The organism is Lacrimispora amygdalina, from assembly GCF_003432035.1.
In the GTDB taxonomy this organism is placed as follows: domain Bacteria; phylum Bacillota; class Clostridia; order Lachnospirales; family Lachnospiraceae; genus Lacrimispora; species Lacrimispora amygdalina.
On sequence record NZ_QOHO01000003.1, the window covers coordinates 1 to 21,280 of the forward strand.

At 43.2% G+C, this 21,280-nt stretch carries 23 protein-coding genes; 9 read left to right on the top strand and 14 right to left on the bottom strand.

The features are described from left to right. Both DS742_RS00635 and DS742_RS00640 read right to left on the bottom strand, forming a co-directional pair. Positions 1–891: effector binding domain-containing protein (locus DS742_RS00635; RefSeq protein WP_117415111.1), on the bottom strand; the 891-nt coding region annotated here is incomplete at its 3' end. A 41-nt stretch (positions 892–932) separates the two neighbouring features. After that, positions 933–1,904 carry a serine hydrolase domain-containing protein gene (locus DS742_RS00640; protein ID WP_117415112.1) on the bottom strand — a complete coding sequence of 324 codons (972 nt, stop codon included), beginning with the start codon at positions 1,902–1,904 and terminating at the stop codon, positions 933–935. 300 nt (positions 1,905–2,204) lie between these two features. On the opposite strand from DS742_RS00640, the gene DS742_RS00645 reads away from it, so the two are divergent. Further along, complete coding sequence (locus DS742_RS00645) at positions 2,205–4,073, top strand: heavy metal translocating P-type ATPase (RefSeq protein WP_117415113.1); 1,869 nt, start codon at positions 2,205–2,207, stop codon at positions 4,071–4,073. 64 nt (positions 4,074–4,137) lie between these two features. Here DS742_RS00645 and DS742_RS00650 read toward each other — a convergent pair whose 3' ends face one another. Further along, positions 4,138–4,530 carry a metal-dependent transcriptional regulator gene (locus DS742_RS00650; protein WP_341457585.1) on the bottom strand — a complete coding sequence of 131 codons (393 nt, stop codon included), beginning with the start codon at positions 4,528–4,530 and terminating at the stop codon, positions 4,138–4,140. Positions 4,531–4,716: 186 nt separating this feature from the next. Continuing rightward, the gene (locus tag DS742_RS00655) at positions 4,717–5,172 is read right to left on the bottom strand and encodes a recombinase family protein (protein ID WP_341457583.1); all 456 of its coding nucleotides are present in this window, start codon (positions 5,170–5,172) and stop codon (positions 4,717–4,719) included. Between the two features lie 438 nt (positions 5,173–5,610). On the opposite strand from DS742_RS00655, the gene DS742_RS00660 reads away from it, so the two are divergent. The 3 genes from DS742_RS00660 (at position 5,611) to DS742_RS00670 (ending at position 8,602) form a co-directional block, all read left to right on the top strand. Continuing rightward, entirely contained in the window at positions 5,611–6,615 is a 1,005-nt protein-coding gene (locus DS742_RS00660; RefSeq protein WP_117415114.1) for a GGDEF domain-containing protein, read from the top strand. A 95-nt stretch (positions 6,616–6,710) separates the two neighbouring features. After that, the gene (locus tag DS742_RS00665) at positions 6,711–7,763 is read left to right on the top strand and encodes a DNA adenine methylase (protein ID WP_117415115.1); all 1,053 of its coding nucleotides are present in this window, start codon (positions 6,711–6,713) and stop codon (positions 7,761–7,763) included. Then, entirely contained in the window at positions 7,754–8,602 is an 849-nt protein-coding gene (locus DS742_RS00670; protein ID WP_117415116.1) for a DNA adenine methylase, read from the top strand. The genes DS742_RS00665 and DS742_RS00670 overlap by 10 nt, the downstream gene beginning before the upstream one ends. A gap of 46 nt (positions 8,603–8,648) precedes the next feature. Here DS742_RS00670 and DS742_RS00675 read toward each other — a convergent pair whose 3' ends face one another. The 6 genes from DS742_RS00675 to DS742_RS00695 are packed head-to-tail and all read right to left on the bottom strand — an operon-like array spanning position 8,649 to position 13,329. Continuing rightward, the gene (locus DS742_RS00675; protein ID WP_117415117.1) at positions 8,649–8,972 is read right to left on the bottom strand and encodes a DUF1622 domain-containing protein; all 324 of its coding nucleotides are present in this window, start codon (positions 8,970–8,972) and stop codon (positions 8,649–8,651) included. A gap of 24 nt (positions 8,973–8,996) precedes the next feature. After that, positions 8,997–10,094: an ABC transporter substrate-binding protein gene (locus tag DS742_RS29330; RefSeq protein WP_242996347.1), complete on the bottom strand. Its 1,098-nt coding sequence runs from the start codon at positions 10,092–10,094 to the stop codon at positions 8,997–8,999. A 15-nt stretch (positions 10,095–10,109) separates the two neighbouring features. Beyond that, positions 10,110–10,898, bottom strand: coding sequence for an ABC transporter permease (locus tag DS742_RS29335; RefSeq protein WP_242996351.1), 789 nt, complete (start codon positions 10,896–10,898; stop codon positions 10,110–10,112). After that, on the bottom strand, positions 10,898–11,710 hold the full coding sequence (locus DS742_RS00685; protein WP_117415118.1) for an ABC transporter permease: 813 nt from the start codon (positions 11,708–11,710) through the stop codon (positions 10,898–10,900). Before DS742_RS00685 ends, DS742_RS29335 begins: the two co-directional genes overlap by 1 nt. Continuing rightward, entirely contained in the window at positions 11,703–12,779 is a 1,077-nt protein-coding gene (locus tag DS742_RS00690; protein ID WP_117415119.1) for an ABC transporter ATP-binding protein, read from the bottom strand. The genes DS742_RS00685 and DS742_RS00690 overlap by 8 nt, the downstream gene beginning before the upstream one ends. Before the next feature lie 16 nt (positions 12,780–12,795). Beyond that, entirely contained in the window at positions 12,796–13,329 is a 534-nt protein-coding gene (locus DS742_RS00695; protein ID WP_117415120.1) for a helix-turn-helix domain-containing protein, read from the bottom strand. Between the two features lie 222 nt (positions 13,330–13,551). On the opposite strand from DS742_RS00695, the gene DS742_RS00700 reads away from it, so the two are divergent. From DS742_RS00700 to DS742_RS00715, 4 genes are all read left to right on the top strand, one after another. Then, on the top strand, positions 13,552–14,610 hold the full coding sequence (locus DS742_RS00700) for a lactonase family protein (protein ID WP_117415121.1): 1,059 nt from the start codon (positions 13,552–13,554) through the stop codon (positions 14,608–14,610). Positions 14,611–14,624: 14 nt separating this feature from the next. After that, entirely contained in the window at positions 14,625–15,737 is a 1,113-nt protein-coding gene (aroC, locus tag DS742_RS00705; protein WP_117415122.1) for a chorismate synthase, read from the top strand. Positions 15,738–15,817: 80 nt separating this feature from the next. Continuing rightward, positions 15,818–16,261: a ribose 5-phosphate isomerase B gene (gene rpiB, locus DS742_RS00710; protein ID WP_117415123.1), complete on the top strand. Its 444-nt coding sequence runs from the start codon at positions 15,818–15,820 to the stop codon at positions 16,259–16,261. Positions 16,262–16,280: 19 nt separating this feature from the next. Beyond that, a complete protein-coding gene (locus DS742_RS00715) occupies positions 16,281–16,979 on the top strand; it encodes a FadR/GntR family transcriptional regulator (RefSeq protein ID WP_117415124.1) in 699 nt (232 codons plus the stop codon). Here the strand turns inward: DS742_RS00715 and DS742_RS00720 are convergent. From DS742_RS00720 to DS742_RS00730, 3 genes are read right to left on the bottom strand one after another with little or no spacing between them, the layout of a single operon-like run. Beyond that, positions 16,976–17,359 carry a VOC family protein gene (locus DS742_RS00720; RefSeq protein WP_117415125.1) on the bottom strand — a complete coding sequence of 128 codons (384 nt, stop codon included), beginning with the start codon at positions 17,357–17,359 and terminating at the stop codon, positions 16,976–16,978. The two genes, DS742_RS00715 and DS742_RS00720, sit on opposite strands and share 4 nt — an antisense overlap. A gap of 49 nt (positions 17,360–17,408) precedes the next feature. Further along, positions 17,409–17,579: a hypothetical protein gene (locus tag DS742_RS00725; protein WP_205692724.1), complete on the bottom strand. Its 171-nt coding sequence runs from the start codon at positions 17,577–17,579 to the stop codon at positions 17,409–17,411. Next, on the bottom strand, positions 17,569–18,579 hold the full coding sequence (locus tag DS742_RS00730; RefSeq protein WP_117415126.1) for a serine hydrolase domain-containing protein: 1,011 nt from the start codon (positions 18,577–18,579) through the stop codon (positions 17,569–17,571). The genes DS742_RS00725 and DS742_RS00730 overlap by 11 nt, the downstream gene beginning before the upstream one ends. 188 nt (positions 18,580–18,767) lie before the next feature. Between DS742_RS00730 and ilvD the strand changes: the two genes are divergently transcribed. Beyond that, positions 18,768–20,489: a dihydroxy-acid dehydratase gene (gene ilvD / locus DS742_RS00735; protein ID WP_117415127.1), complete on the top strand. Its 1,722-nt coding sequence runs from the start codon at positions 18,768–18,770 to the stop codon at positions 20,487–20,489. A 54-nt stretch (positions 20,490–20,543) separates the two neighbouring features. Here the strand turns inward: ilvD and lepB are convergent, their stop codons facing one another. Next, positions 20,544–21,104, bottom strand: coding sequence for a signal peptidase I (gene lepB / locus DS742_RS00740; RefSeq protein ID WP_242996348.1), 561 nt, complete (start codon positions 21,102–21,104; stop codon positions 20,544–20,546). Positions 21,105–21,280: the final 176 nt, after the last annotated feature.

Consider the following 21,280-nt stretch of genomic DNA (forward strand, 5'->3'; position numbering starts at 1 on the left):
TAAGCCGGTGGTCATGATTTTCTTTTCTACAGCAACCCATATCTCACAGGTAAAACCAGGATTCTTCACATCAGCTGACGGATAGGCTTCAAAGTCCGTACCGCCGCAGGGCTGATAGTCGCTGGTAGGAAAAAATTCGCTGTAAATTTGCTGATACAGCCTGGTAAATGCTTCCGGCATTGAACCAATGCATGGGAACACAGCGTAAGTATGGGCTGGTATTTCCCATACTATCAGATCTTTTTTAGCAGCTGGAATGCCATTATAATGAACACCAATGGCATAGGGGAAGTTGGAATCAGAGGCATCCTTGCCAAAGCCCGCCCCGGCAATGCTTTCACCAAATATATTAGCTTCAGAAATGTATCTGGACAGTTCCGTAATTGTTCCATCCATGCGGCACTGATGCCAGAAATCAGATATTCTGTCAGAGGTCAGTTCCTTTTTACCGGACACGCGCAGAGGTCTGCCAATCATTTGAAAGCCTTCTCTCTTTTCAATTCTGTAATTGGTCACATTGGCACCTGCCAGTATCAGTTTTACAGAAAGACGGGAAAAAGATTTTAAACCGGCTCCGTTTCGCGCCTGAGAAGGAGATACGCCATGAAAACGCGTAAAAGCGCGGCTAAAGCTTTCCTGAGTGTCGTAGCCATATTTTACAGCAATATCCAGAATCCGGGTGTTTGTTGCCGCCAGCTCCAGGCCTGCAAGAGTAAGTCTCCGCATACGGATATAGTCTCCCAGCGTGAATCCGCAGAGAATTCCAAATACACGCTGAAAATGAAAGCCTGATGAATAAGCCTGTTTTGCAATCTCACTAAAATCCAGATCCATGGTGATATGTTCTTCCACGTAATCCACTGCCTTTTGTATTCCGCTGATCCAATCCATCTTACTTTACCTCCAGCCTGATTTCTGATAATGTTACGGTTTTATTCAAACAAGGGAATAATCTCCCTGGTAACCAGTTCAATTTTAACTTTGTATTTCGGCACAAACCGGGATGCTATGGCGACAACAATGCTTTTATCCTGGTTGACAAATATAAAGTTCCCTCCGTCACCAATCGCTGCGTAACAGTGGTATCCATCATAATCAGCAATCCACCATAAATAACCATAAGGCAGTTCTCCCCATCGGCTTTTTTCCTTTGTGCTGTCCGCAATCCATTTACTGGGTAGGATCTTCCGGCCTTCATAAATTCCGTTGTTTAAATATAGCTGCCCGATTTTTGCCATATCCCGGGGCGTCAGGCAAAGCCCCCAGCCAGCCGTATTCACGCCCTTTGGATCTACAGCCCAGCCGCTAACATGTCTGTCCTTTAAGAAGGCAAAATGTTCCTCTTTATTGCTTATTCTGGTATTGCCAGGAGCTTTTATGCCAAGAGGATTAAACAAATACTGCGCTGCAAAATCGGACACTGGTCTGCCTGTAGCATTTGTAATGATCCCTGATAAAATCTGTGTTCCTACAGTGGAATATTTAAATTCCCTGGTGATACCAGCTTTGCCTCCTAGTAAATCCAGGGCAGCTTTTGTCCAGTCATCACTGGTATATACCTTTGTGTAAGGCTCTGATTTATACTTATACGGTGCTGTCATAGTAAGCATATTTTCTATGGTAACATGTTGTATCGTTTTTTCTCCCCGCTTAAGTTTGTATTCAGGAAAAAATTCCAAAACCTTCTGATCCGGGCTTTTGATATAGCCTTTATCTATAGCAATGCCTGTCAGTGCCGATATGATACTTTTTGTCACCGACATAGTATGAATGGTATCATTAGAGGCGAAACCATCAAAATATCGTTCATAAACGATTTCACCCTTTCTTTGTACAACAATACCTGCAATATTATCATAATCCGTTTTAATTAAGTTCTCTAAATTCATAATAGCATTGTTCATGATCTTTCCCCGCCTGTGAGTTTTTAGTTTTATGTGATAGTTCGTATAGAACCTATAATACGGGAAAATAATTTTAGCCGCCTGACAATTTGTGCGGAGCGGTGTTATTTCTGGCAGATATTATTTTTGATTGACAGCTATATTTTTCTCAGATAGTCCCAGTATAGCATAAAGTATAGTTTTTTCAATCTGAGAGAAAAAACTATGTGTTAGTTCAGTTTTACTTGACAATTAATACCCATGGGGGTATATTTGACGAGTAAATACATATACCCCTATAGGTATACATGGAGGAAGATTATGGTTAAATTAAAAGAGATTCTGGAATGGGGAGGTCCTTTAAAGGAAAAAGCAAGTCTGGCAGTTTCCGCACTTGCACTTATTATCAGCTTTTTTCATCTGGCCCCGGTTTCCTTTGATCCAGCGTGGGCTGCAGTTCTTCTTTGTGGAATTCCTATCATTTTGGAGGCGTTTATTGGTTTAATCACTGAGTTTGATATCAAAGCTGATGTGCTGGTATCCATTGCTCTGATTGCTTCTATTGTAACAGGAGAAATATTTGCTGCCGGAGAAATCGCCTTTATCATGCAGCTGGGGGCATTTCTGGAAGAGTTTACTGTGAAAAAAGCGAGAGAGGGGATTGAAAAACTGGTTCATTTAACGCCCCGCACAGCAAGGCGGCTGGAAGGATCCAAGGAAACCATTATACCGGCGGCAGAGGTTCTCAAAGGAGATCTTCTGAGAGTGCTTCCGGGAGAGACGGTTCCTGCTGACGGGGTCATTAAATCTGGCAGAACCTCTGTGAATCAGGCTGTTATGACAGGTGAATCCCTTCCTGCTGATAAGGGTCCGGGAGATGAAGTTTCCAGCGGTACAGTCAATCAGTTTGGTTCCTTTGACATGGAGGCGTCCAGGGTAGGAGAGGATAGTTCCATACAAAGAATGATACGTCTGGTTCAGTCGGCAGATGCAGGAAAAGCGAAAATAGTAGGCATCGCAGACCGATGGGCTACGTGGATTGTGGCAGCAGCCATGATTTCTGCTGTACTGACCTGGTTTTTTACAGGGGAGCCAATGCGTGCAGTTACCATACTGGTTGTATTTTGTCCATGTGCGCTTGTTCTCGCTACCCCTGCGGCTATTATGGCAGCAATCGGCAATGCCACAAAGCATGGATTTCTGGTCAGAGAGGGAGATGCATTAGAACGCCTGTCTGCAGTCAGTAAACTGACCTTTGATAAAACCGGTACCTTAACCTATGGCACTCCAAAAGTAGTGGCTGCAGTCAGTTTTATGAAAGAGTATGGGGGAGAGAAAATATTTGCACTTGCTGCAGGTGCGGAAGCCCGCTCTGAGCATCCCCTGGGAAAAGCGGTTCTTCGTTCGTTCAAAGAGGAAAAGAAAGAAGATATCATGTCTGCAGAGGAATTTGAGATGATTCCGGGACGGGGAGTTAAGTCAGTCGTTATGGGAAAGGAAATTCTGGCTGGGAATCGGGAACTGCTGTGGGAAAACGGGATTGAATTAGACGGGCAGCACAGAGGAAAGGCAGAATCTTATCTTCAACAGGGCTGTACTGTCATCTATCTGTCTGTGGACAGGAATCCGGCTGGCTTCCTTGCATTATCCGATACGCTCAGAGAGGAGGCCGGTGAGGTAATCAAACAGATAACGGAAATCGGAGCAGCGCCTGTGCTTCTGACAGGTGATCACAAAAGCGCAGCCATGCATATTGCCGGACAGCTTGGGATTATGGAAGTTCATGCAGAGTGCCTGCCTGAGGATAAACTGAGCTGGATTAATACCTGTGAGGGAGATCAGAACCGGGTCTGTATGATTGGAGATGGTATAAATGATGCTCCTGCTTTAAAACGGGCTTTTATTGGAATCGCCATGGGCGGAATCGGAAGCGATATAGCAGTGGAAGCAGCAGATATTGCTCTTGTGAGTGACGAGATAAAGGAAATTCCGCATCTGCTTTCCCTTTCTAAAAAAATGATGAGGACGATCCATTATAATCTGGGGTTTTCCATGCTGCTGAACTTTGCGGCAATTATTCTTGCAGTAACCGGAGTGTTAAATCCGGTAGTGGGAGCTCTGGTACATAATGCAGGATCTTTAGCAGTGATTATTAACTCGGCGTTTTTATTAAAGTGGAGTGTGAAATAAATAAGCAGCATTGGAAATGCGGGGAGTACTAATAAAATCCTCTCATTTCCATGCTGCTTAACCGTTATTCTTTTTCTCTGCCGTTTACAAAGGCTTTAATTGCTGCAAAGCTTTCTGCACTGATCACATGCTCAATCCGGCAGGCATCCTCCAGGGCGATCCTGCGCTCAACGCCAAGAGCCATAAGCCAGTCGGAAAGGAAGGTGTGGCGCTCGTAAATCCGTTCTGCGATTTCCTGACCTTTTTCCAGCAGTGTAATATGTCCATTTTCATCCATATCGATGAAACCATTCTCCCGCAGATTCTTCATAGCCACACTGACGCTGGGCTTAGAAAACTCCAATTCTCCCGCTATATCGATTGAGCGGACATATCCGTTGCGTCTGTGAAGCATCAAGATTGCTTCCAGATAATTTTCAGCAGATTCCTGTATTTTCGTAACAGCACCTTCTTTCAATAGTTCTTTTAGTATCTGTTTATTATAACACAAACAGCCTGGTATTTTCAAGTCAGGTTATCCAAACCTTTTTCGTGCTTTTTTATCATAGTCCTAAACTGGCTGATAGTGATTCCCAGGACTTCGCTGCCGGTCCGCAAAGAATAGTCCCGGTTCAGCCATTTTTCATATACCGGGAAGAATTCATCAGGAAGGGGGGAAGGATATCTTCCCAGATGTTTGCCGTTTGCTTTTGCTATGGCAATTCCTTCTGCCTGTCTCTGCCTGAGCTACATATGAAAGCAGCTGTAGGACAATGTCAGATATCAAAGTTCCTATTAAATCCTTATTTGTCCGTGTGTCAAGAATCGGCATGTCAATAATTACAATATCTGCCTTTGTCATTTTAACTATGTCTCTCCATTCTTGTTGTATATCTTCATAGTTTCTTCCAAGACGGTCCAGGCTCTTGACCACCAGTACATCACCCTCTTTTAGTTTTCGCTTCAGCTTCTGATACTGAGGCCGGTTGAAATCTTTTCCCGATAATTTATCACAGTAGATGTTTTTCTCTAAAACTCCCCATTTAATCAGCTCAATCAGCTGCCGTTCCACATTTTGGTCCAGTGTGGATACTCTTACGTAACCATAAAAATTATTCATATTGTTCTTTAACCTCCTGACCTTCTTATTATGGCAGAAAGGGTCGATTTTAAAATGAGACAAGCATATTGTAATGCTAAAAAGGTGTACCTTTCTATATCAACATCAAAAAAGCCCTTTCTGTTATTTTTTTGTTGAAATATGTCGGAATTTTTATTATAATATATTATGGTTGATTTTACTCATTTAACAAGCATATTGTAATGCTGAAAAGGTACACCTTTTTATCACCAAATATAAGAAAACTTATAAAAATAAGTTATTTTAATCGAAAATAAGAAGGTTATAACTGCATTTTGTAACAAAGAAAGGGGGGGGCCGGTGTAAATCCGGTACATAACTATGAAAAGATCATCAATGAAAAAGGCATTTGCTCTGCATTTTCTGGCAAATACCGTGCTTAAAACAAGTGTCAACTCATGATTGAAGGTGTAGTAAATGACGGAAAAAGATGCCTATGTTCTTCTTGAACAGATTCGGAGTATTATGTTAAACAAACCGGCGGTAGGAGAACTGGAAGGAGAAGCGCCAGTATATAAGGAACTGCAGGAGACAATATCCTGTCTTTCCAGATGCATGAAGGAAATGAAAGTAAGAGAGAATAAGCTGATAGAGCAGGCGGTTAGAAGCAGGGGATTCAGTTCCCTGCTTTTGTCCATAATTAACAGCTTAAAGGACTGGGTTGTTGTAACGGAGGAAAAGACAGGTAAAGTCCTTTATACCAACAATCTGGTCAGAAAGCGTCTCTATAATCAGGAAAACGGGCATTTTATCTGCGGAGAGACGTGTGGACTGATGGAACGGCTTCGGTCATCAGAAGAAATAACAGATATACATAAATATGAGTTTAAATGCAGCAGAGAGAAATTTTTTCAGGTGGAATCCCATCCGCTGAAGTGGGAAAATACGAAAGCGGTCATTCATCTGATCACAGATGTGACTTATCAGAAAGAAACAGAAGCCTATCTGGAAGTGATGGCATATAAGGATGAACTGACGGGGCTTAATAACCGGAGATGCTGTATCAGTACCATTGATGAGTATATCAAGGATAATTCTTCATTTGCCTTGTGTATGGTGGATTTAGATGGATTAAAAACCATCAATGATCAGTATGGTCATTTAAATGGAGATAAATATTTAAAATGTGTATCTCAGGAATTAAAAGAGTCTGCCGGTAAGGGTGATTTTGTCTGCCGGTTCGGCGGAGATGAATTTGTGGTCCTTTACCGGGGATTAACGGAAGGTGAGGCTGAGAAAAGGCTGGCCGGAATAAACCGGAATCTTTCTGGCATTTTGTCAGGCTACCCCATGTCTGTCAGCTATGGAATCATCTGTATTAAAAAAGAAATGAATCTGCTGCCTGAGACTGCCTTAAAGATAGCGGATGAAAAAATGTACAGGTTAAAAAGACTGAGAAAGCAGAAAAATAAGGAGTCTTAAGAAAGCAGTAACTGGCAGGTGTATCTTTTCTTGTGTTTTTTATGATTTTACATTATAATGATAGGCAGGTAAAATGAAATGGGAGCAAGAAAAGAATGAGATTTATTGGAAGCAAGACACTGCTGCTGGATCAGATTAAGAGTGTAATTGACGAGAAAGCACCGGAAGCGGAAAGCTTTTGTGATATATTTTCTGGAACCGCTGCGGTTGCCAGATATTTTAAACAGTGGTACCAGGTCTGTTCCAATGACCTGCTGTACTTTTCTTATGTGCTTCAGCGGGCAACCGTTGAGAACGATCAGATGCCGGAGTTTGCCCGTTTGCAGGCAGAGACAGGGATTGCAGATCCTCTGGACTATTTTAACGGGTTACAAAAGAAGGAATTGGAAGAATTGCCTTTGGAACGGCGTTTTTTTCAGAATACATATGCACCTGCGGGCGGCCGGATGTATTTAAATGATGACAATGCACTACGTATCGATTTTGCACGCTGTACTGCAGAGGACTGGAAGACAGCCGGAATGTTAAGTGAAGATGAGTATTTTTATCTGGTTGCATGTATTGTGGAGGGAATCCCCTTTGTTTCCAATACATCAGGAACCTATGGCGCGTTTCATAAGTCCTGGGAGAGAAGAAGCTATAAGCATTATGAGCTTTACCGGCTGCCGGTCACTCACAATGGGAAGGAAAACCGCTGTTATAATGAGAATGGTTCGGATTTATTAAAGCGGCTGGAAGGTGATATACTCTATATTGATCCCCCTTATAATTCCAGACAGTATTTTTCTAATTATCATGTTCTGGAAACAGCTGCCAGATATGATTATCCAAACGTGCGTGGAGTTACAGGACAAAGACCGGAAACAGAAGGACAGAAGTCAGAGTTCTGTATGAAAAACAAGGCAGTTCCTGCCTTTGAGGAATTGCTTTCTAACGCCAGGTACCGCCATATCATACTGAGTTACAGTACAGATGGACTGATGTCAATGGAAGAGATAGAAGCGGCCATGAAAAAATATGGAAAGCCGGAGACCTATCAGGTTTATGAGATCCCTTACCGTAGATACAAAAGCCGGAAAGTTAAAGAAACCGAACGTTTAAAGGAACTTTTGATTTACATTGAAAAGCAGGTGCCGCCATGTACATAAAAAGTCCTCTAAATTATACAGGAGGAAAGTTTAAGATTCTGGAACCTGTTTTTCAGGCATTTCCGGCTGATATCCGCACATTTGTGGATGTGTTTGCAGGAGGGTTTAACGTAGGGATTAATGTAGAGGCTGAGACGATTATCTGCAATGATCAGATTAATTATTTAATTGAGATGTTTCAGATGTTTCAGGCTACTGAGACGGGAGAACTGTTAGAAAGAATTAAAGGCATTATCAGCACCTACCAGCTGACCCAGCAGAATAAAGACGGTTACTATGCACTTCGGTCTGATTACAACCGAACCGGTGATTTAACAAAGCTTTTTGTTCTGACCTGTTATGCGTTCAATCACCAGATCCGCTTTAATAACAGCCACGAATTTAATTCTCCCTTTGGGAGAAACCGAAGTTCCTTTAACAGCAATATCGAAAAGAATTTAACACAGTTTTGCCTGGCGCTTCAGAAAAAGAATATTCAGTTTACCAACAGGGATTTTACGGAACTGGATTATTCGAAACTTGGGCCGGAAGATTTGGTTTACTGCGATCCGCCTTATTTGATTTCCACTGGAAATTATAATGATGGTAACCGGGGATTTAAAGACTGGAAGGAAAAGGAAGAACGGGCGCTGTTAGACCTGCTTGACAGAATGAATCAGAATGGAATCCGATTTGCTCTGTCCAATGTATTTTACCATAAGGGACTATCCAATGAGCTTTTGATTGAATGGAGCCGGAAGTACCGCATCCATTATATAGATAAAACTTACTCTAACTGTAATTATCAGTTTAAAGAACGGAATGCAGTTACGGTTGAAGTGCTTATAACAAATTATTAATAAAAGCGGAATCTCTGATTCGTAACATACAGAGATTCCGCTTATTTTATTTATCTGATTCTTTCTCCACCTTAATCTCCCAATGGATCAAAAACGTGAGTGCAGCCCTAAGAATTATGATGGCAGCAACCAGAACCACCTCAGAAAGCTCCCGTACAACTACAGTTCTTAAAATCTCACTTCCAAGCTTAAATTCCAATCCAAGTGCCATGCCCTGGGCAAGATGCAAACGTATGGCAGGATTGTGCTTAACATAGTTGATGATACCCTTTATACCAGATACAATGATGACAATTACTCCCATAAATTCAAAGAGAAGAATAGCCATATCGACCACCTGCCGCAGCAAAAGTTCCAGATTTCCTACCATGTGTTTCTCCTCCGTCTGGTATTATTAATTAGACTTAACTTCCTTCCAGGCTTCGTTATAGAGACTGTCCGGCTGATCCCCCAGGTATTGATAAACTTCGCTGTTCTTTAACACGCTGTCATCTGGGAATAAAGCCTTATTATTTTTCATCTCCGGATCAAGAAGGTCAAAAGCACCTTTATTTGGTGTGGGGTAAGTGATGTATTCAAAGTTCTTCTTTGCAATATCCGGACGGCATAAGAAGTTGATCCACTTTTCTGCATTTTCCTTGTTGGGAGCATTGGCAGGAATTACCCAGGAATCAAGCCATAGATTGGTTCCCTCTTCCGGAATTACATATTCAAGTGAATAATCAAGGCCAAGTTCCTTTACTTCGTTCTGAATGTAGAGCATCTCACCGGAATAGATTACGCCCACAGCCGCTTCGCCGCCGATCATCTTGTCGCGTACCTGATCGATAACATAAGCCTGTACCAGCGGTTTCTGCTTAATTAAAAGCTCTTTCGCTTCTTTAATTTCTTCTTCATTGGTGGTATTCATGGAATACCCCAGTGATTTTAATGCTACCATAAATGCATCCCGGACACTGTCCTGCATCAGGATGTTGTCTTTGAATTTTTCATCCCACAGATCGGACCATTTGGAAGGAGCATCTTCTTTCGCCACCATGCTGGTATTGTAAAGAATTCCTACTGTTCCCCAGCAGTAGGGGACGGAATATTTATTTTCCGGGTCAAAGCTCTTTGACATCTCTAAGTACTTGGGGTCGATTTCCTTAAGGTTTGGGATGTTGTCAAAATTAATTTCTGCAAGCAGGTTGTTCTGTGCCATCTTCTGAATCATGTAGTCAGAAGGGCAGACAGCATCGTACTTTACACCGCCTGCTTCAATAACAGGGTACATCTCTTCATTGGTTTCAAATAAGTCATATACAACCTTAATGCCCGTTTCTTTTTCAAATTCCTCAATGACTGATTCGTCAATGTATTCTCCCCAGTTGTAAACGTAGACCTCTCCGTTGCTTCCTGCCTTAGTCTGGGATTTCCCGCAGCCGCTTAACAGGGAAATGGAAAGCAGGGCAAGGGTGCTGATTGTCATAACCGTTTGTACTCTTTTTTTCATATACGTGATCTCCTGTTATTTTTTTCGCTTTGGTGCAAAGTTGGTAATTAAAAGAAGAACCAGCACCGTTAAAAAGATAATCGTGGAAAGTGCATACATGGAAGGCTTGATTCCCCTTCGCACTTCACTGTAAATTAAAGTCGATAATGTATTAATGCCGGCGCCCTTTGTAAAGTGAGTGATAATAAAATCATCAAGAGACATGGTAAATGCCAGCAGGAATCCGGAAAGTACACCTGGAAGAATGTCCGGGAATACTACCTTGAAAAATGCGGAAACTGAGGTGGCTCCCAAGTCCATGGCTGCCTCGTAGGTACTTTTATCTGTCTGCTTTAACTTCGGCATGACACTTAATATGACATACGGAATGTTAAAGGTAATATGTGCGATCAGTATGGTATTAAATCCCAGAGAAATTCCAAAAGCAATGAATGCCAGCATTAAGGAAATACCCGTCACAATATCCGCGTTCAGCATGGGAATGTTGGTGATGCCCATGAGAAAAGAGCGGGGAAACGGCTTCATGCTGTTGATTGCAATAGCTGCTGCTGTTCCGATCATAACTGCAATCAGAGACGAGACAAATGCAATCAGCAGGGTTGTGTAAAGTGCATCCATAATTGTGCTGCTTGAGAACAGCTCTGCATACCATCTGGTAGTAAAACCGCCCCACTGGGTGCGTGATTTTGAATTATTAAAGGACAGCACTGTCATGGTAGCAATCGGTGCATACAAAAACAACACGATAAAAACCAGGTAAAAATCCTGGATAAAACGTTTGATAAAAGCAGTTTTTCGATTCATCACAGTACCGTTCCCTCCCCATTTTTATCATACTTGGCAATCAGTGCCATGCTGATTAAAATAAATACCATAAGGACCAGAGAAAGGCCGGAGCCTAAGTTCCAGTTGATCCCTTTCGTAAATTCCTGTTCGATTACATTGCCGATTAAAAGAATCTTGCTTCCGCCTAATATATTAGAGATTACGAAGGTTGTAAGGGCAGGAACAAATACCATGGTAATGCCGCTTACGATACCAGGTATGCTTAAAGGAAGGAGAATCCGAATGAGCACCTGGGCAGAATTAGCACCTAAATCCCTGGCAGCATTGATCACATTGTCATCGATTTTCATCAGCACGTTGTAAATAGGAAGAACCATAAATGGAAGAAAGTTATAAACCATACCAAGAATAATGGCTCCCGGTGTGTTGATCAGTCCCTGGTTTGGCAGATGGAGTGTGGATAAGATTCCGTTAATCACACCATTCTTCTCCAGAAGCGTCTGCCATGCAAGTGTGCGGAGAAGAAAATTCATCCACATGGGAAGGATAAAGATAAATACGATAAAACTTCCCTGTCCCATGCCTCTGGAGCGGAGGACAATTGCGAGGGGATAAGCCAAAAGCAGGCATAAGACCGTACTTAAAAGGGATAGTCCCAGGGAAAGCCACAGTGCTTTTGCGTGTTCTTGCGTGGTAATAGAAAGAACATTGGAAAGCGTGAAAGCCCCGCTCTTGTCAGTCAGTCCGTAAAATACAATCAGTGCAAGGGGTATCAGGATAAACCCGATCATCCATAGAAGATACGGTCCGGACAATAGTTTCTTATTCATTGACTCCCACGGCCTCCTCATCCTCTGAAGCCGGCTTATTCATGATCTGGATATCAAAAGGATCGACATGAATGCCCACCTTTTGTCCGACCGGGAATAAGTCCGTACTATGTACCAGCCATTCAAAGCCATCCGGTGAAGTCACTTCCATTTCATAGTGAACACCTTTAAATATTAAATGTGTCACCACTCCCTGAAGGCTTCCGTTCTCCGGGGCAACCAGGTCGATGTCTTCCGGTCTGATTACCACATCGACAGGAGTGTTGAATCCAAATCCCTTATCCACACAGGTAAATTTAGCACCGAATATTTCCACCAGCTCATCTCTTAGCATAATTCCAGGCACGATGTTGCTTTCTCCAATGAAATCAGCTACAAATGCATTCTCCGGTTCATTATAGATATTTTCCGGAGATCCCATCTGCTGAATATAGCCCTGATTCATGACGACGATGGTGTCTGACATAGTCAGTGCCTCTTCCTGGTCATGGGTAACATAAATAAAGGTAATGCCAAGCTCATTTTTTAAACGGATCAGCTCATACTGCATATCCTGACGCAGTTTTAAATCCAGTGCACCCAAAGGTTCGTCCAGCAGAAGGACCCGGGGTTCGTTAACGATGGCTCTTGCAATGGCGATTCTTTGCTGTTGTCCGCCGCTTAAGGAACTGACGCTGCGGTTTTCAAAACCATCTAAGTTTACCAGCTTTAAGGCGTATTTAATCTTATCCTGAATATAGGATCTGGATTTATTCTTAATTTTCAAACCGAATGCAATATTTTCCGCAATGGACATATGGTTGAAAAGTGCATACTTCTGAAAAACCGTGTTCAGCTGCCTTTTATTAGGCGGCAGATTGGTGATATTCTGCCCGTCAAAGATGACTTCGCCTTTGCTGGGGCTCTCAAAACCTCCGATAATTCGCAGGGTAGTGGTCTTTCCGCAGCCGCTTGGGCCCAGTAATGTAACAAAGGTGTTCTCCTTTACGGAGAGATTTAAATCATCAAGAACCATAGTTCCGTCAAAGCTTTTTGATATATTTCGTAAATCAATGAGTGGCTGACCCATGAGCTTTATCCTCCTGTTAAAAGCTTGGAGGTGAACTTACCCAGATTAAGGAAGCACCTGCCTTGCTGCTTAAGTAATGTTTTTTATCTGGTATAAAGTAAAAGGATTCCCCCTTTTTTGCTTTATATGTTTTGTTTCCTATATGAATGGAGACGCTTCCCTGCAGCACATATCCGAATTCCTCTCCTTCATGAGGATTGTCCGGATAAGTCTGTCCCCCTGATTCCAGGGTCAGTAAAATGGGCTCCATCATATTTTTCTGTGCGTTTGGAATGATCCATTTGATTTCGTTTTTCAGATCCCCGTCGTGCTTTTCAAAATAATCAGTTTTGCCGAATACGATCTGCTCTTCCCGGCTTTCATTGAAAAATTCTCCGATGGAGGTTCCCAGACACTGTAAAATATCCATAAGAGTCGCAATGGAGGGGGAAGTTAAGTCCCTTTCCAGCTGAGATATAAATCCCTTTGAGAGCTCCGCGCGGTCAGCCAGTTCTTCCTGAGTCAGCCCTTTTAAAACGCGCAGTTCCTTTAATTTTGTACCGATATCCATGTGCTCCTCCTTCTTATTATGTTAAGCTGAAAGTTTACTAATACTAACTGACGATAAATATAACTATAAAGTTTAGTAATAATAAACACGCAGCAAGATACATTATACTTGTTTTTCCATGTATGTCAATAGTTTTTAAGGAAGTTTTTCCTTAACAAACAGGGAAACTTATGATATGATATTTCTAGTTTATACAAGGAAGATTCGAGGAGGAAAAGTGTTATGACAGGTAAATATATGGCGTATGTAGGTTCCTATTCCTACAATGGACAGGCCAAGGGCATCACTGTGTATGATGTTGATGTGGAAAAGGGCCGTTTTATCCCAAGATGTGAAGTGGAAGTAGACAATTCTTCTTATGTTATTGCTTCCAACAATGGCAGGACACTTTATTCCATAGCAGATGAAGGCGTGGTATCCTTCCGCATTCATGAGAACGGTTCCATAACAAGACTAAACTCTGCAAATATTAAGGGTATGAGAGGCTGTCATTTATCTACGGATCAAGATGACAGATATATTTTTGTATCCGGCTATCATGATGGAAAGTGCACCGTCCTCCGTTTAAATGACGATGGTTCCGTTGGTGAGATTGTGACCGGAGTGTTCCATAAGGGACTTGGCAGCGTGGCAGAAAGAAATTTCCGCCCCCATGTAAGCTGTTCCAGGCGGACTCCGGATGGAAAGTTTATCATGGTTGCCGATCTGGGAATCGATCAGGTGAAGATCTACCATTTTGATGAAAAGGACGAAGAGATGCTTCTGGTAGATGCCATAAGAAGCGATTTAGAGTCCGCTCCAAGATGTTTCCGGTTCAGCCAGGATGGAAAGTTCTTTTATCTGGTTCATGAACTTAAGAATGTCATTGATGTATTTACCTATGAAACGGGAGTACACCAGCCAAAGATTGAAAAGATACAGACTATAAAGACGACTGGCCCCAAGCCGCTGACACAGCTGACTGCAGCAAGTGCCCTCCGTTTCTCAAATGATGAAAAGCACATGTTTTGCGGAAATGCAGGAGATAATACGGTTACGGTATATGACCGTGATACCCGGACAGGTCTGTTGACCTATTTATGCTGCCTGCCGATCAGCGGAAGCTATCCAAAAGATATCTGCGTATTCCCGGATGACAGGCACATCGCTTCCATTAACCACGAGACCGGAAGCATTACCTTCTTTACGGTGGATTACGAAAAAGGACTTTTAATCATGAACGGCAAAGAACTGAAGGTTAATGAGCCCAACAGCTGTGTAATCGTACAAGTCAGCAAATAAAAGGAGAGACAACTATGGCGGGATCGACACTTGGCACAATATTTAAAATCACAACATGGGGAGAATCCCACGGAAAAGGAATCGGTGTGGTAGTAGACGGCTGTCCTGCCGGTCTTTCGCTGGAAGAAAAGGATATTCAGTGTTTTCTTGACCGAAGAAAACCGGGGCAGAGTAAATTTACCACAATGCGCAGTGAAGGAGATCAGGTGGAGATTTTATCCGGCGTATTTGAGGGAAAAACAACCGGAACTCCCATCTCGATGATTGTCTGGAATACAGACCAGCGCTCTAAGGATTACGGGAATATTATGGAAGTTTACCGTCCTGGCCATGCTGATTACACTTTCGATGAAAAATATGGTTTCAGGGATTACCGGGGAGGAGGGCGTTCCTCCGGAAGGGAAACCATCGGCAGGGTTGCGGCAGGTGCCATAGCTGCCTGTTTTTTAAGAAGCCTGGGAATCACTGTCACGGCATATACCAGATCTGTAGGACCGTATGAAGTAAAAGAAGATAGTTTTGATTTAAACGAGAGGGACCAAAACCGTCTCTATATGCCTGATAAGGAGACATGTCTTCTTGCAGAACAGTATTTGGAAGAGATGATGGGAAGAAAGGATTCTGTTGGCGGTGTGGTGGAATGCGTCATCGACGGAGTACCTGCCGGAATTGGAGATCCTGTATTTGACAAATATGATGCTTCCCTTGCAAAAGCAGTTATGTCCATTGGGGCGGTAAAAGGCTTTGAGATCGGAGATGGGTTTATGGCATCCCGTGCTTTGGGCTCTCAGAATAATGACGGTTTCTGTATGGATGCAGAAGGCAGGGTGAAGAAAGTAACCAACCATGCCGGAGGTGTGCTGGGAGGATTCAGTGATGGGTCCAGAGTCGTTTTCCGTGCTGCTTTTAAACCCACTCCCTCTATCGCACAGCCCCAGAAGACAGTTACCAGACAGGGAGAAGAAACGGAGATTGAAATCAAAGGCCGGCATGATCCTATCGTAGTGCCACGGGCAGTTGTGGTGGTGGAGGCGATGGCAGCTCTTACAACCGTTGATTTACTGCTTGCCAATTTATCTGCCAGAATGGATCGTATTGTTACCTTTTATGGCAAAGGAACTGAATAACTTGATTATATCCGGTATTTATGCTATGTTAAATGCCGGATATATTACTGAATATTTATATGGATACGAGGAGAATGACAATGAAGATTGCAATGGGTAATGATCATACAGCGATAGAGATGAAAGAAGTGATTAAAGAATTTGTGGAAAGCAAAGGCTATGAAGTAATTGATTTTGGGACCAATTCCACGGAAAGCTGCGATTATCCAGAATATGGAGAGAAGGTAAGCCGCGCGGTAGTAGAAGGAAAGGCAGATTTGGGAATCGCAATCTGCGGAACAGGAGTTGGTATTTCTCTTGCCTGCAACAAAGTAAAAGGAATCCGTGCCTGTGTCTGCAGTGAGCCATATACAGCGAAGCTTTCCAGAATGCACAACGATTCCAATGTCCTCTGCTTTGGTGCCAGAGTTATTGGTGTGGAGATGGCCAAGATGATCACGGAAGAATGGCTTGACGCCAAATATGAAGGCGGAAGACATCAGCGCCGCGTAGATATGGTAATGGATATCGAAAAGAGAAATTAGCCGTGTGAAAGGGGGGCCTATGAGCTACGAACCGGAAAACAGGACAAAGCAAACCCTGGCGGAACAGGTGGCAGAGCAAATCCTGAATGATATTGTGGATAAAGATCTGGAGGTAGGTGCAAAAATTCCCAATGAATTCGAACTGGCTGAAAAAATCGGAGTAGGCAGGGGAACGATCAGGGAAGCTGTGAAGATTCTGGTTTCCAGAGAGATTCTTACCATACGAAGGGGAGCGGGGACCTTTGTCTCTGAACGCCAGGGACTGTTAGACGACCCGCTGGGACTTTGCCTTTTAAAGGATAAAACCCATCTGGCCCTGGATTTATTAAGCATCCGACTGATGCTGGAGCCCGAAATCTCTGCGCTTGCTGCGGCAAATGCCAGACCAGAGCAGCTGAAAGAACTGGGAAAGTTAAGAGACCAGGTGGAAGAACTGATTAACCGGGGAGAGGACCACACCCATGCAGATATTCTTTTTCACCGGCAGATTGCCGCATGCAGCGGCAATCTGGTGATGGAAAAACTGATTCCTGTGATTCATTCTTCTATTACCCTGTTTGTGGATTTAACGAATGCCAGACTTAAACAGGAGACCATTGATACGCACAGGGAAATCACGGACTGTATTGTCAGAAAAGACCCGGAGGGGGCCAGATGCGCCATGTATATGCATCTGACAGTGAACCGGAGACTGATTAAATCTCTTGAGGGGAATTAGATGGTTATTTCAATCTGGTTCCCTTCCAGACCTACAATACAGCTTTCATAATATCCGTCACCGGTCGTACGCGGACCGCTGATCACTTCATAGCCATCCTGCCTTAGTTTGCTGGTGAGCCTGTCAACATTCTCTTTGCTCCCTGTGCTGAAAGCGATATGGATGAAACCGGTGCGTGCCAGTGTTTTTTGTGGATCTTCCATAACCGGTTTGTTCATGATTTCCAGCCGGCTGCCGTCTTCAAAAGTCAAAAAATAGGACCGGAAATCTGTTTTTTGATTGTGGTATCCGTCATTTGCTTTTCCATTAAAATAAATGGTAAAGAATTCCTTCGCTTTTTCCAAATCATTTACATACATGGCAATATGCTCAATCTTCATTATGATCCTCCTCATTATTCCGGCATTTCCCGTCTGATTAAAATTCCCTTCATGTATCTATTCCCTGTCCATCCATGGAAGATGTGTTCTTTAAGTATCCATAATCAACCCTGTAGATAAAATCAGGATATTTAGGATGAGCGGATCCCTTAGGTCTGTCAATAATGATTTCGGAATTATTTGCAAGCTGTTCCAGAGCAGCCCAGAATTCAGGATTCAATTGGATCACTTCCTTTCACACTGGCGGCTATATCCCCATGAAGCTGCCAGACATTGTCTCCATAATTACTTACTAAGGTTACCAGTATCTGATTTTCCTTATCAAAAGAAGAAATAAAGCTGACACCCGGATCACAGCCTTCAAAATGGGGATTATAATCATTGCCTGTTTCTGTTAACCAGACTCCATAGCCATAACAATGGCCTTCGCTGCTATGATTGGATAACATAGTTTCTGTCATGGCAGGAGAGAGCAGCTTGTATGACAGAAGGTTCTCCCAGAATAAGCGGATATCTCCGATTGTTGTAAAAGCACCTCCTGCACCTGTCCCTTTTACATCAACACTATATATATTTGTCCGGTAGTCATTTCTTTCCCTGTCAAATATGTAATTAAAAGCGCATTTAGCTGGCAGTCTGTCCAGTTCGTAATATCCGGTATGTGTCATATTGCAGGGAACAAATATTGATTTTTCCAGATATTGGTCAAATTCCATTCCTGTAATCTGCTCCAGAATCATTGCTAACACAACAAAACCAGTATTGTTGTATTGGAATTTGGTCCCTTTTGGATACATCATGGGTTTATGTATGAAAAGCGGAAGCAGATCTTTGTTGGAACGTATCCTGTAGTTGGGAAAGTCATACCACAAATCTTCATATTCCGTCATTACAGATTCATCGAAATAGTCGGGTATCCCGGAAGTGTGGGTGAGGAGCTGCTCAACTGTGATTCCCGGGTCGATCTGCTCCCAGTCAAAATCAAACAGTGTTCCGATTTTATTTTCCAGATGAAGCTTCCCTTTCTCAACCAGCTGCAGGATTCCTACAGCAACGAATATCTTTCCTGCAGAAGCTGTTGCAAATCTGGTTTCAATATCATTAAGAACTTTATTGGACAGATCTGCATATCCGTATGCTCTCTGGAAAAGCCTCTCTTCTTTTTTATAAATGGATATACAGCCTCTAAAGCCGGTTGGAATTATCCTTTCAATATTCATACAAAAGCCCCTCTCCTGTTTCTGATAATTTTATCTTAATAGTAGCAAAAAAGTGAAGAAAAATATAGTGCTTTATTCATCATATGTGTTTAGAGGCTGTTTGATATTGACTTTTAGACAGAAAAATGTTATTTTTTAATCATAAATACATCATACGTATTATGACTATGAAAAAGGAAGTGGCCGCAATGGAATTAAGAAGTCAGCAGGTAAGAAAGATTGCTCCTGAAATGGACCCGCTTAAAATGGGAATGGGCTGGTCTGCGGGGGATTTGGAGAAACCCCAGATTATAATTGAAAGCACATTTGGAGAGAGCCATCCGGGAAGCGCCCATCTTCTGGAGCTGGTGGATGAGGCAGCAGAGGGAATCTATGAGTCCGGCGGCAGGGGAGCACGTTATTTTGCCACAGATACATGTGACGGCATGAGCCAGGGGCATGACGGAGGAAATTATTCCCTGGTATCAAGAGATATGATCTGTAACATGATCGAAATACACAACAACGCAACCCCTTACGATGCGGGGGTATTCATAGCAAGCTGTGACAAGGCAGTACCTGCCCATTTAATGGGAATCGGCAGAATTAACATTCCCTCCATCGTTATAACAGGAGGTGTGATGGATGCCGGTCCGGATCTTTTAACTCTGGAACAGATCGGGATGTACAGTGCCATGTTAAAGAGAGGGGAAATCTCTGAGGAGAAGCTTACCTGGTATAAGCATCATGCATGTCCCTCCTGCGGTGCCTGTTCCTTTATGGGGACTGCCTCCACCATGCAGATCATGGCAGAAGCGCTGGGGCTGATGCTGCCAGGAACAGCACTTATGCCTGCCACCTCAAAAGAATTGAAAATTGCGGCAAAAGAAGCAGGTGCACAGGCAGTATGGCTTGCAAAGAACGGTCTTACTCCCAGGAAAATGATAACCATGGAATCCTTTGAAAATGCGATTATGGTACATGCAGCCATCTCCGGGTCTACCAATTCCCTGCTACATATCCCCGCTATCGCCCATGAACTGGGACTCACCATTGAGGCGGATACCTTCGACCGGATCCACAGGAATGCCCGTTATCTTCTTGATATCCGTCCCGCAGGAAAGTGGCCTGCACAGTACTTCTACTATGCAGGAGGTGTACCCAGGATCATGGAGGAGATAAAATCCATGCTTCACTTAGAGTGCATGACAGTAACCGGAAAGACGTTGGGAGAGAATCTGGAGGATTTAAAAAAGAAGGATTTTTATGAGACATGTGACGACTACTTGCAAAAAATTGGAATTAAACGTACCGATGTAATCCGCTCCTTTGAAGACCCGATTGGAAAGAACGGTACCGTTGCCATTTTAAAAGGGAATTTAGCACCTCTTGGGGCGGTCGTCAAGCATAGTGCCGTAGCAAAGGAAATGCATCAGGCAGTGTTGAAGGCAAAACCGTTTGACAGCGAAGAAGAGGCCATGGAAGCGGTACTCCAGGGGAATATCCACCCGGGAGAAGCTGTGATAATCCGGTATGAAGGTCCAAAGGGAAGCGGGATGCCGGAAATGTTTTATACCACTGAGGCAATCTCATCCGATCCCGTTTTATCAAAATCCATTGCGCTGCTTACAGACGGAAGATTCTCAGGTGCCACAAAGGGTCCTGCAATCGGACATATTTCGCCGGAGGCGGCGCAGGGAGGCCCCATTGCGTTAATTGAAGAAGATGATCTGATTGAGATTGATATACCGGGGAGAAGTCTTCGGATTACGGGAATAAAAGGGAAAGCGGTGAGTGCGGAGGAGGCAGACCGGATTTTAGAAGAACGGAAAAAGGCCTGGAAACCCAGAGAAAGCAGAATGAAATCCGGTGTTCTTAAAATCTTTTCCCAGCATGCAGTATCGCCCATGAAGGGTGGATATATGGAATAGCAAAACCGGCTGAAGGAAAGCGGGAATTGATCCCGTTTTCTTTCAGCCGGTTTTTTACTGAAGCTGTTTGATTGATGGGAAATAGCGGAACAACACTTTGGCAATAATCTTGTCCTTTTTCACATACTTATTTTTCCACCTTCTTGCATCAGCCGAATAATTCCGGTTGTCGCCGAGCATGAAGTAAGAATCGTCAGGCACCTCATAGTGGGCGTCCGGTTCCGGCTCCATGGGTTCCGGCAGATACGGCTCCTCAAGAGGGGTATCGGAATTATTGATATAAACCTTTCCGTCTCTGATATCAATGATATCCCCAGGGAGTCCGATGATACGCTTCACATAGTAAGTCTTACCAGTGGGATCGTCAGGAAAATGGAAGATGACAATGTCGCCCCGTTCCGGCTCTTCAAAGTAATAGGATAGTCTGGAGCCGATAACCCGGTCGCCGGTCATGATGGTCTTTTCCATGGAACCGCTGGGGACTCTGCTGTTCGCAATGATGAAATTGTTCAGCAGAAATGCAATAACGGCAGCTGTAATAATAATTTTGATCCAGCTGATAACTTCTTCCTTCCAGTTAAATGGTTCCTGTGGCATGTTTTCTTCTCTTTTCATATGGTTTCTCTTCTTTGCTTTCTTCATAGTTCTGAATCAAAGTTTAAATGAGAATGGAAAATTGTGCAAGGGGTTTCACAAAATGGTAAGAAAATATTCACAATCATTCACGGTTTGTCCATAATCATGTGGTAAAGTTTACTCCATAAAATCATTCACATCCGGGGGACACAGGA

Bases quoted from the DNA above. Each gene is read 5' to 3' on its own strand.
- DS742_RS00640 (WP_117415112.1), bottom strand. From the start codon at position 1,904: ATGAACAATGCTATTATGAATTTAGAGAACTTAATTAAAACGGATTAT.
- DS742_RS00645 (WP_117415113.1), top strand. From the start codon at position 2,205: ATGGTTAAATTAAAAGAGATTCTGGAATGGGGAGGTCCTTTAAAGGAA.
- DS742_RS00655 (WP_341457583.1), bottom strand. From the start codon at position 5,172: ATGAATAATTTTTATGGTTACGTAAGAGTATCCACACTGGACCAAAAT.
- DS742_RS00660 (WP_117415114.1), top strand. From the start codon at position 5,611: ATGACGGAAAAAGATGCCTATGTTCTTCTTGAACAGATTCGGAGTATT.
- DS742_RS00665 (WP_117415115.1), top strand. From the start codon at position 6,711: ATGAGATTTATTGGAAGCAAGACACTGCTGCTGGATCAGATTAAGAGT.
- DS742_RS00670 (WP_117415116.1), top strand. From the start codon at position 7,754: ATGTACATAAAAAGTCCTCTAAATTATACAGGAGGAAAGTTTAAGATT.
- DS742_RS00675 (WP_117415117.1), bottom strand. From the start codon at position 8,972: ATGGTAGGAAATCTGGAACTTTTGCTGCGGCAGGTGGTCGATATGGCT.
- DS742_RS29330 (WP_242996347.1), bottom strand. From the start codon at position 10,094: ATGAAAAAAAGAGTACAAACGGTTATGACAATCAGCACCCTTGCCCTG.
- DS742_RS29335 (WP_242996351.1), bottom strand. From the start codon at position 10,898: ATGAATCGAAAAACTGCTTTTATCAAACGTTTTATCCAGGATTTTTAC.
- DS742_RS00685 (WP_117415118.1), bottom strand. From the start codon at position 11,710: ATGAATAAGAAACTATTGTCCGGACCGTATCTTCTATGGATGATCGGG.
- DS742_RS00690 (WP_117415119.1), bottom strand. From the start codon at position 12,779: ATGGGTCAGCCACTCATTGATTTACGAAATATATCAAAAAGCTTTGAC.
- DS742_RS00695 (WP_117415120.1), bottom strand. From the start codon at position 13,329: ATGGATATCGGTACAAAATTAAAGGAACTGCGCGTTTTAAAAGGGCTG.
- DS742_RS00700 (WP_117415121.1), top strand. From the start codon at position 13,552: ATGACAGGTAAATATATGGCGTATGTAGGTTCCTATTCCTACAATGGA.
- aroC (WP_117415122.1), top strand. From the start codon at position 14,625: ATGGCGGGATCGACACTTGGCACAATATTTAAAATCACAACATGGGGA.
- rpiB (WP_117415123.1), top strand. From the start codon at position 15,818: ATGAAGATTGCAATGGGTAATGATCATACAGCGATAGAGATGAAAGAA.
- DS742_RS00715 (WP_117415124.1), top strand. From the start codon at position 16,281: ATGAGCTACGAACCGGAAAACAGGACAAAGCAAACCCTGGCGGAACAG.
- DS742_RS00720 (WP_117415125.1), bottom strand. From the start codon at position 17,359: ATGAAGATTGAGCATATTGCCATGTATGTAAATGATTTGGAAAAAGCG.
- DS742_RS00730 (WP_117415126.1), bottom strand. From the start codon at position 18,579: ATGAATATTGAAAGGATAATTCCAACCGGCTTTAGAGGCTGTATATCC.
- ilvD (WP_117415127.1), top strand. From the start codon at position 18,768: ATGGAATTAAGAAGTCAGCAGGTAAGAAAGATTGCTCCTGAAATGGAC.
- lepB (WP_242996348.1), bottom strand. From the start codon at position 21,104: ATGAAAAGAGAAGAAAACATGCCACAGGAACCATTTAACTGGAAGGAA.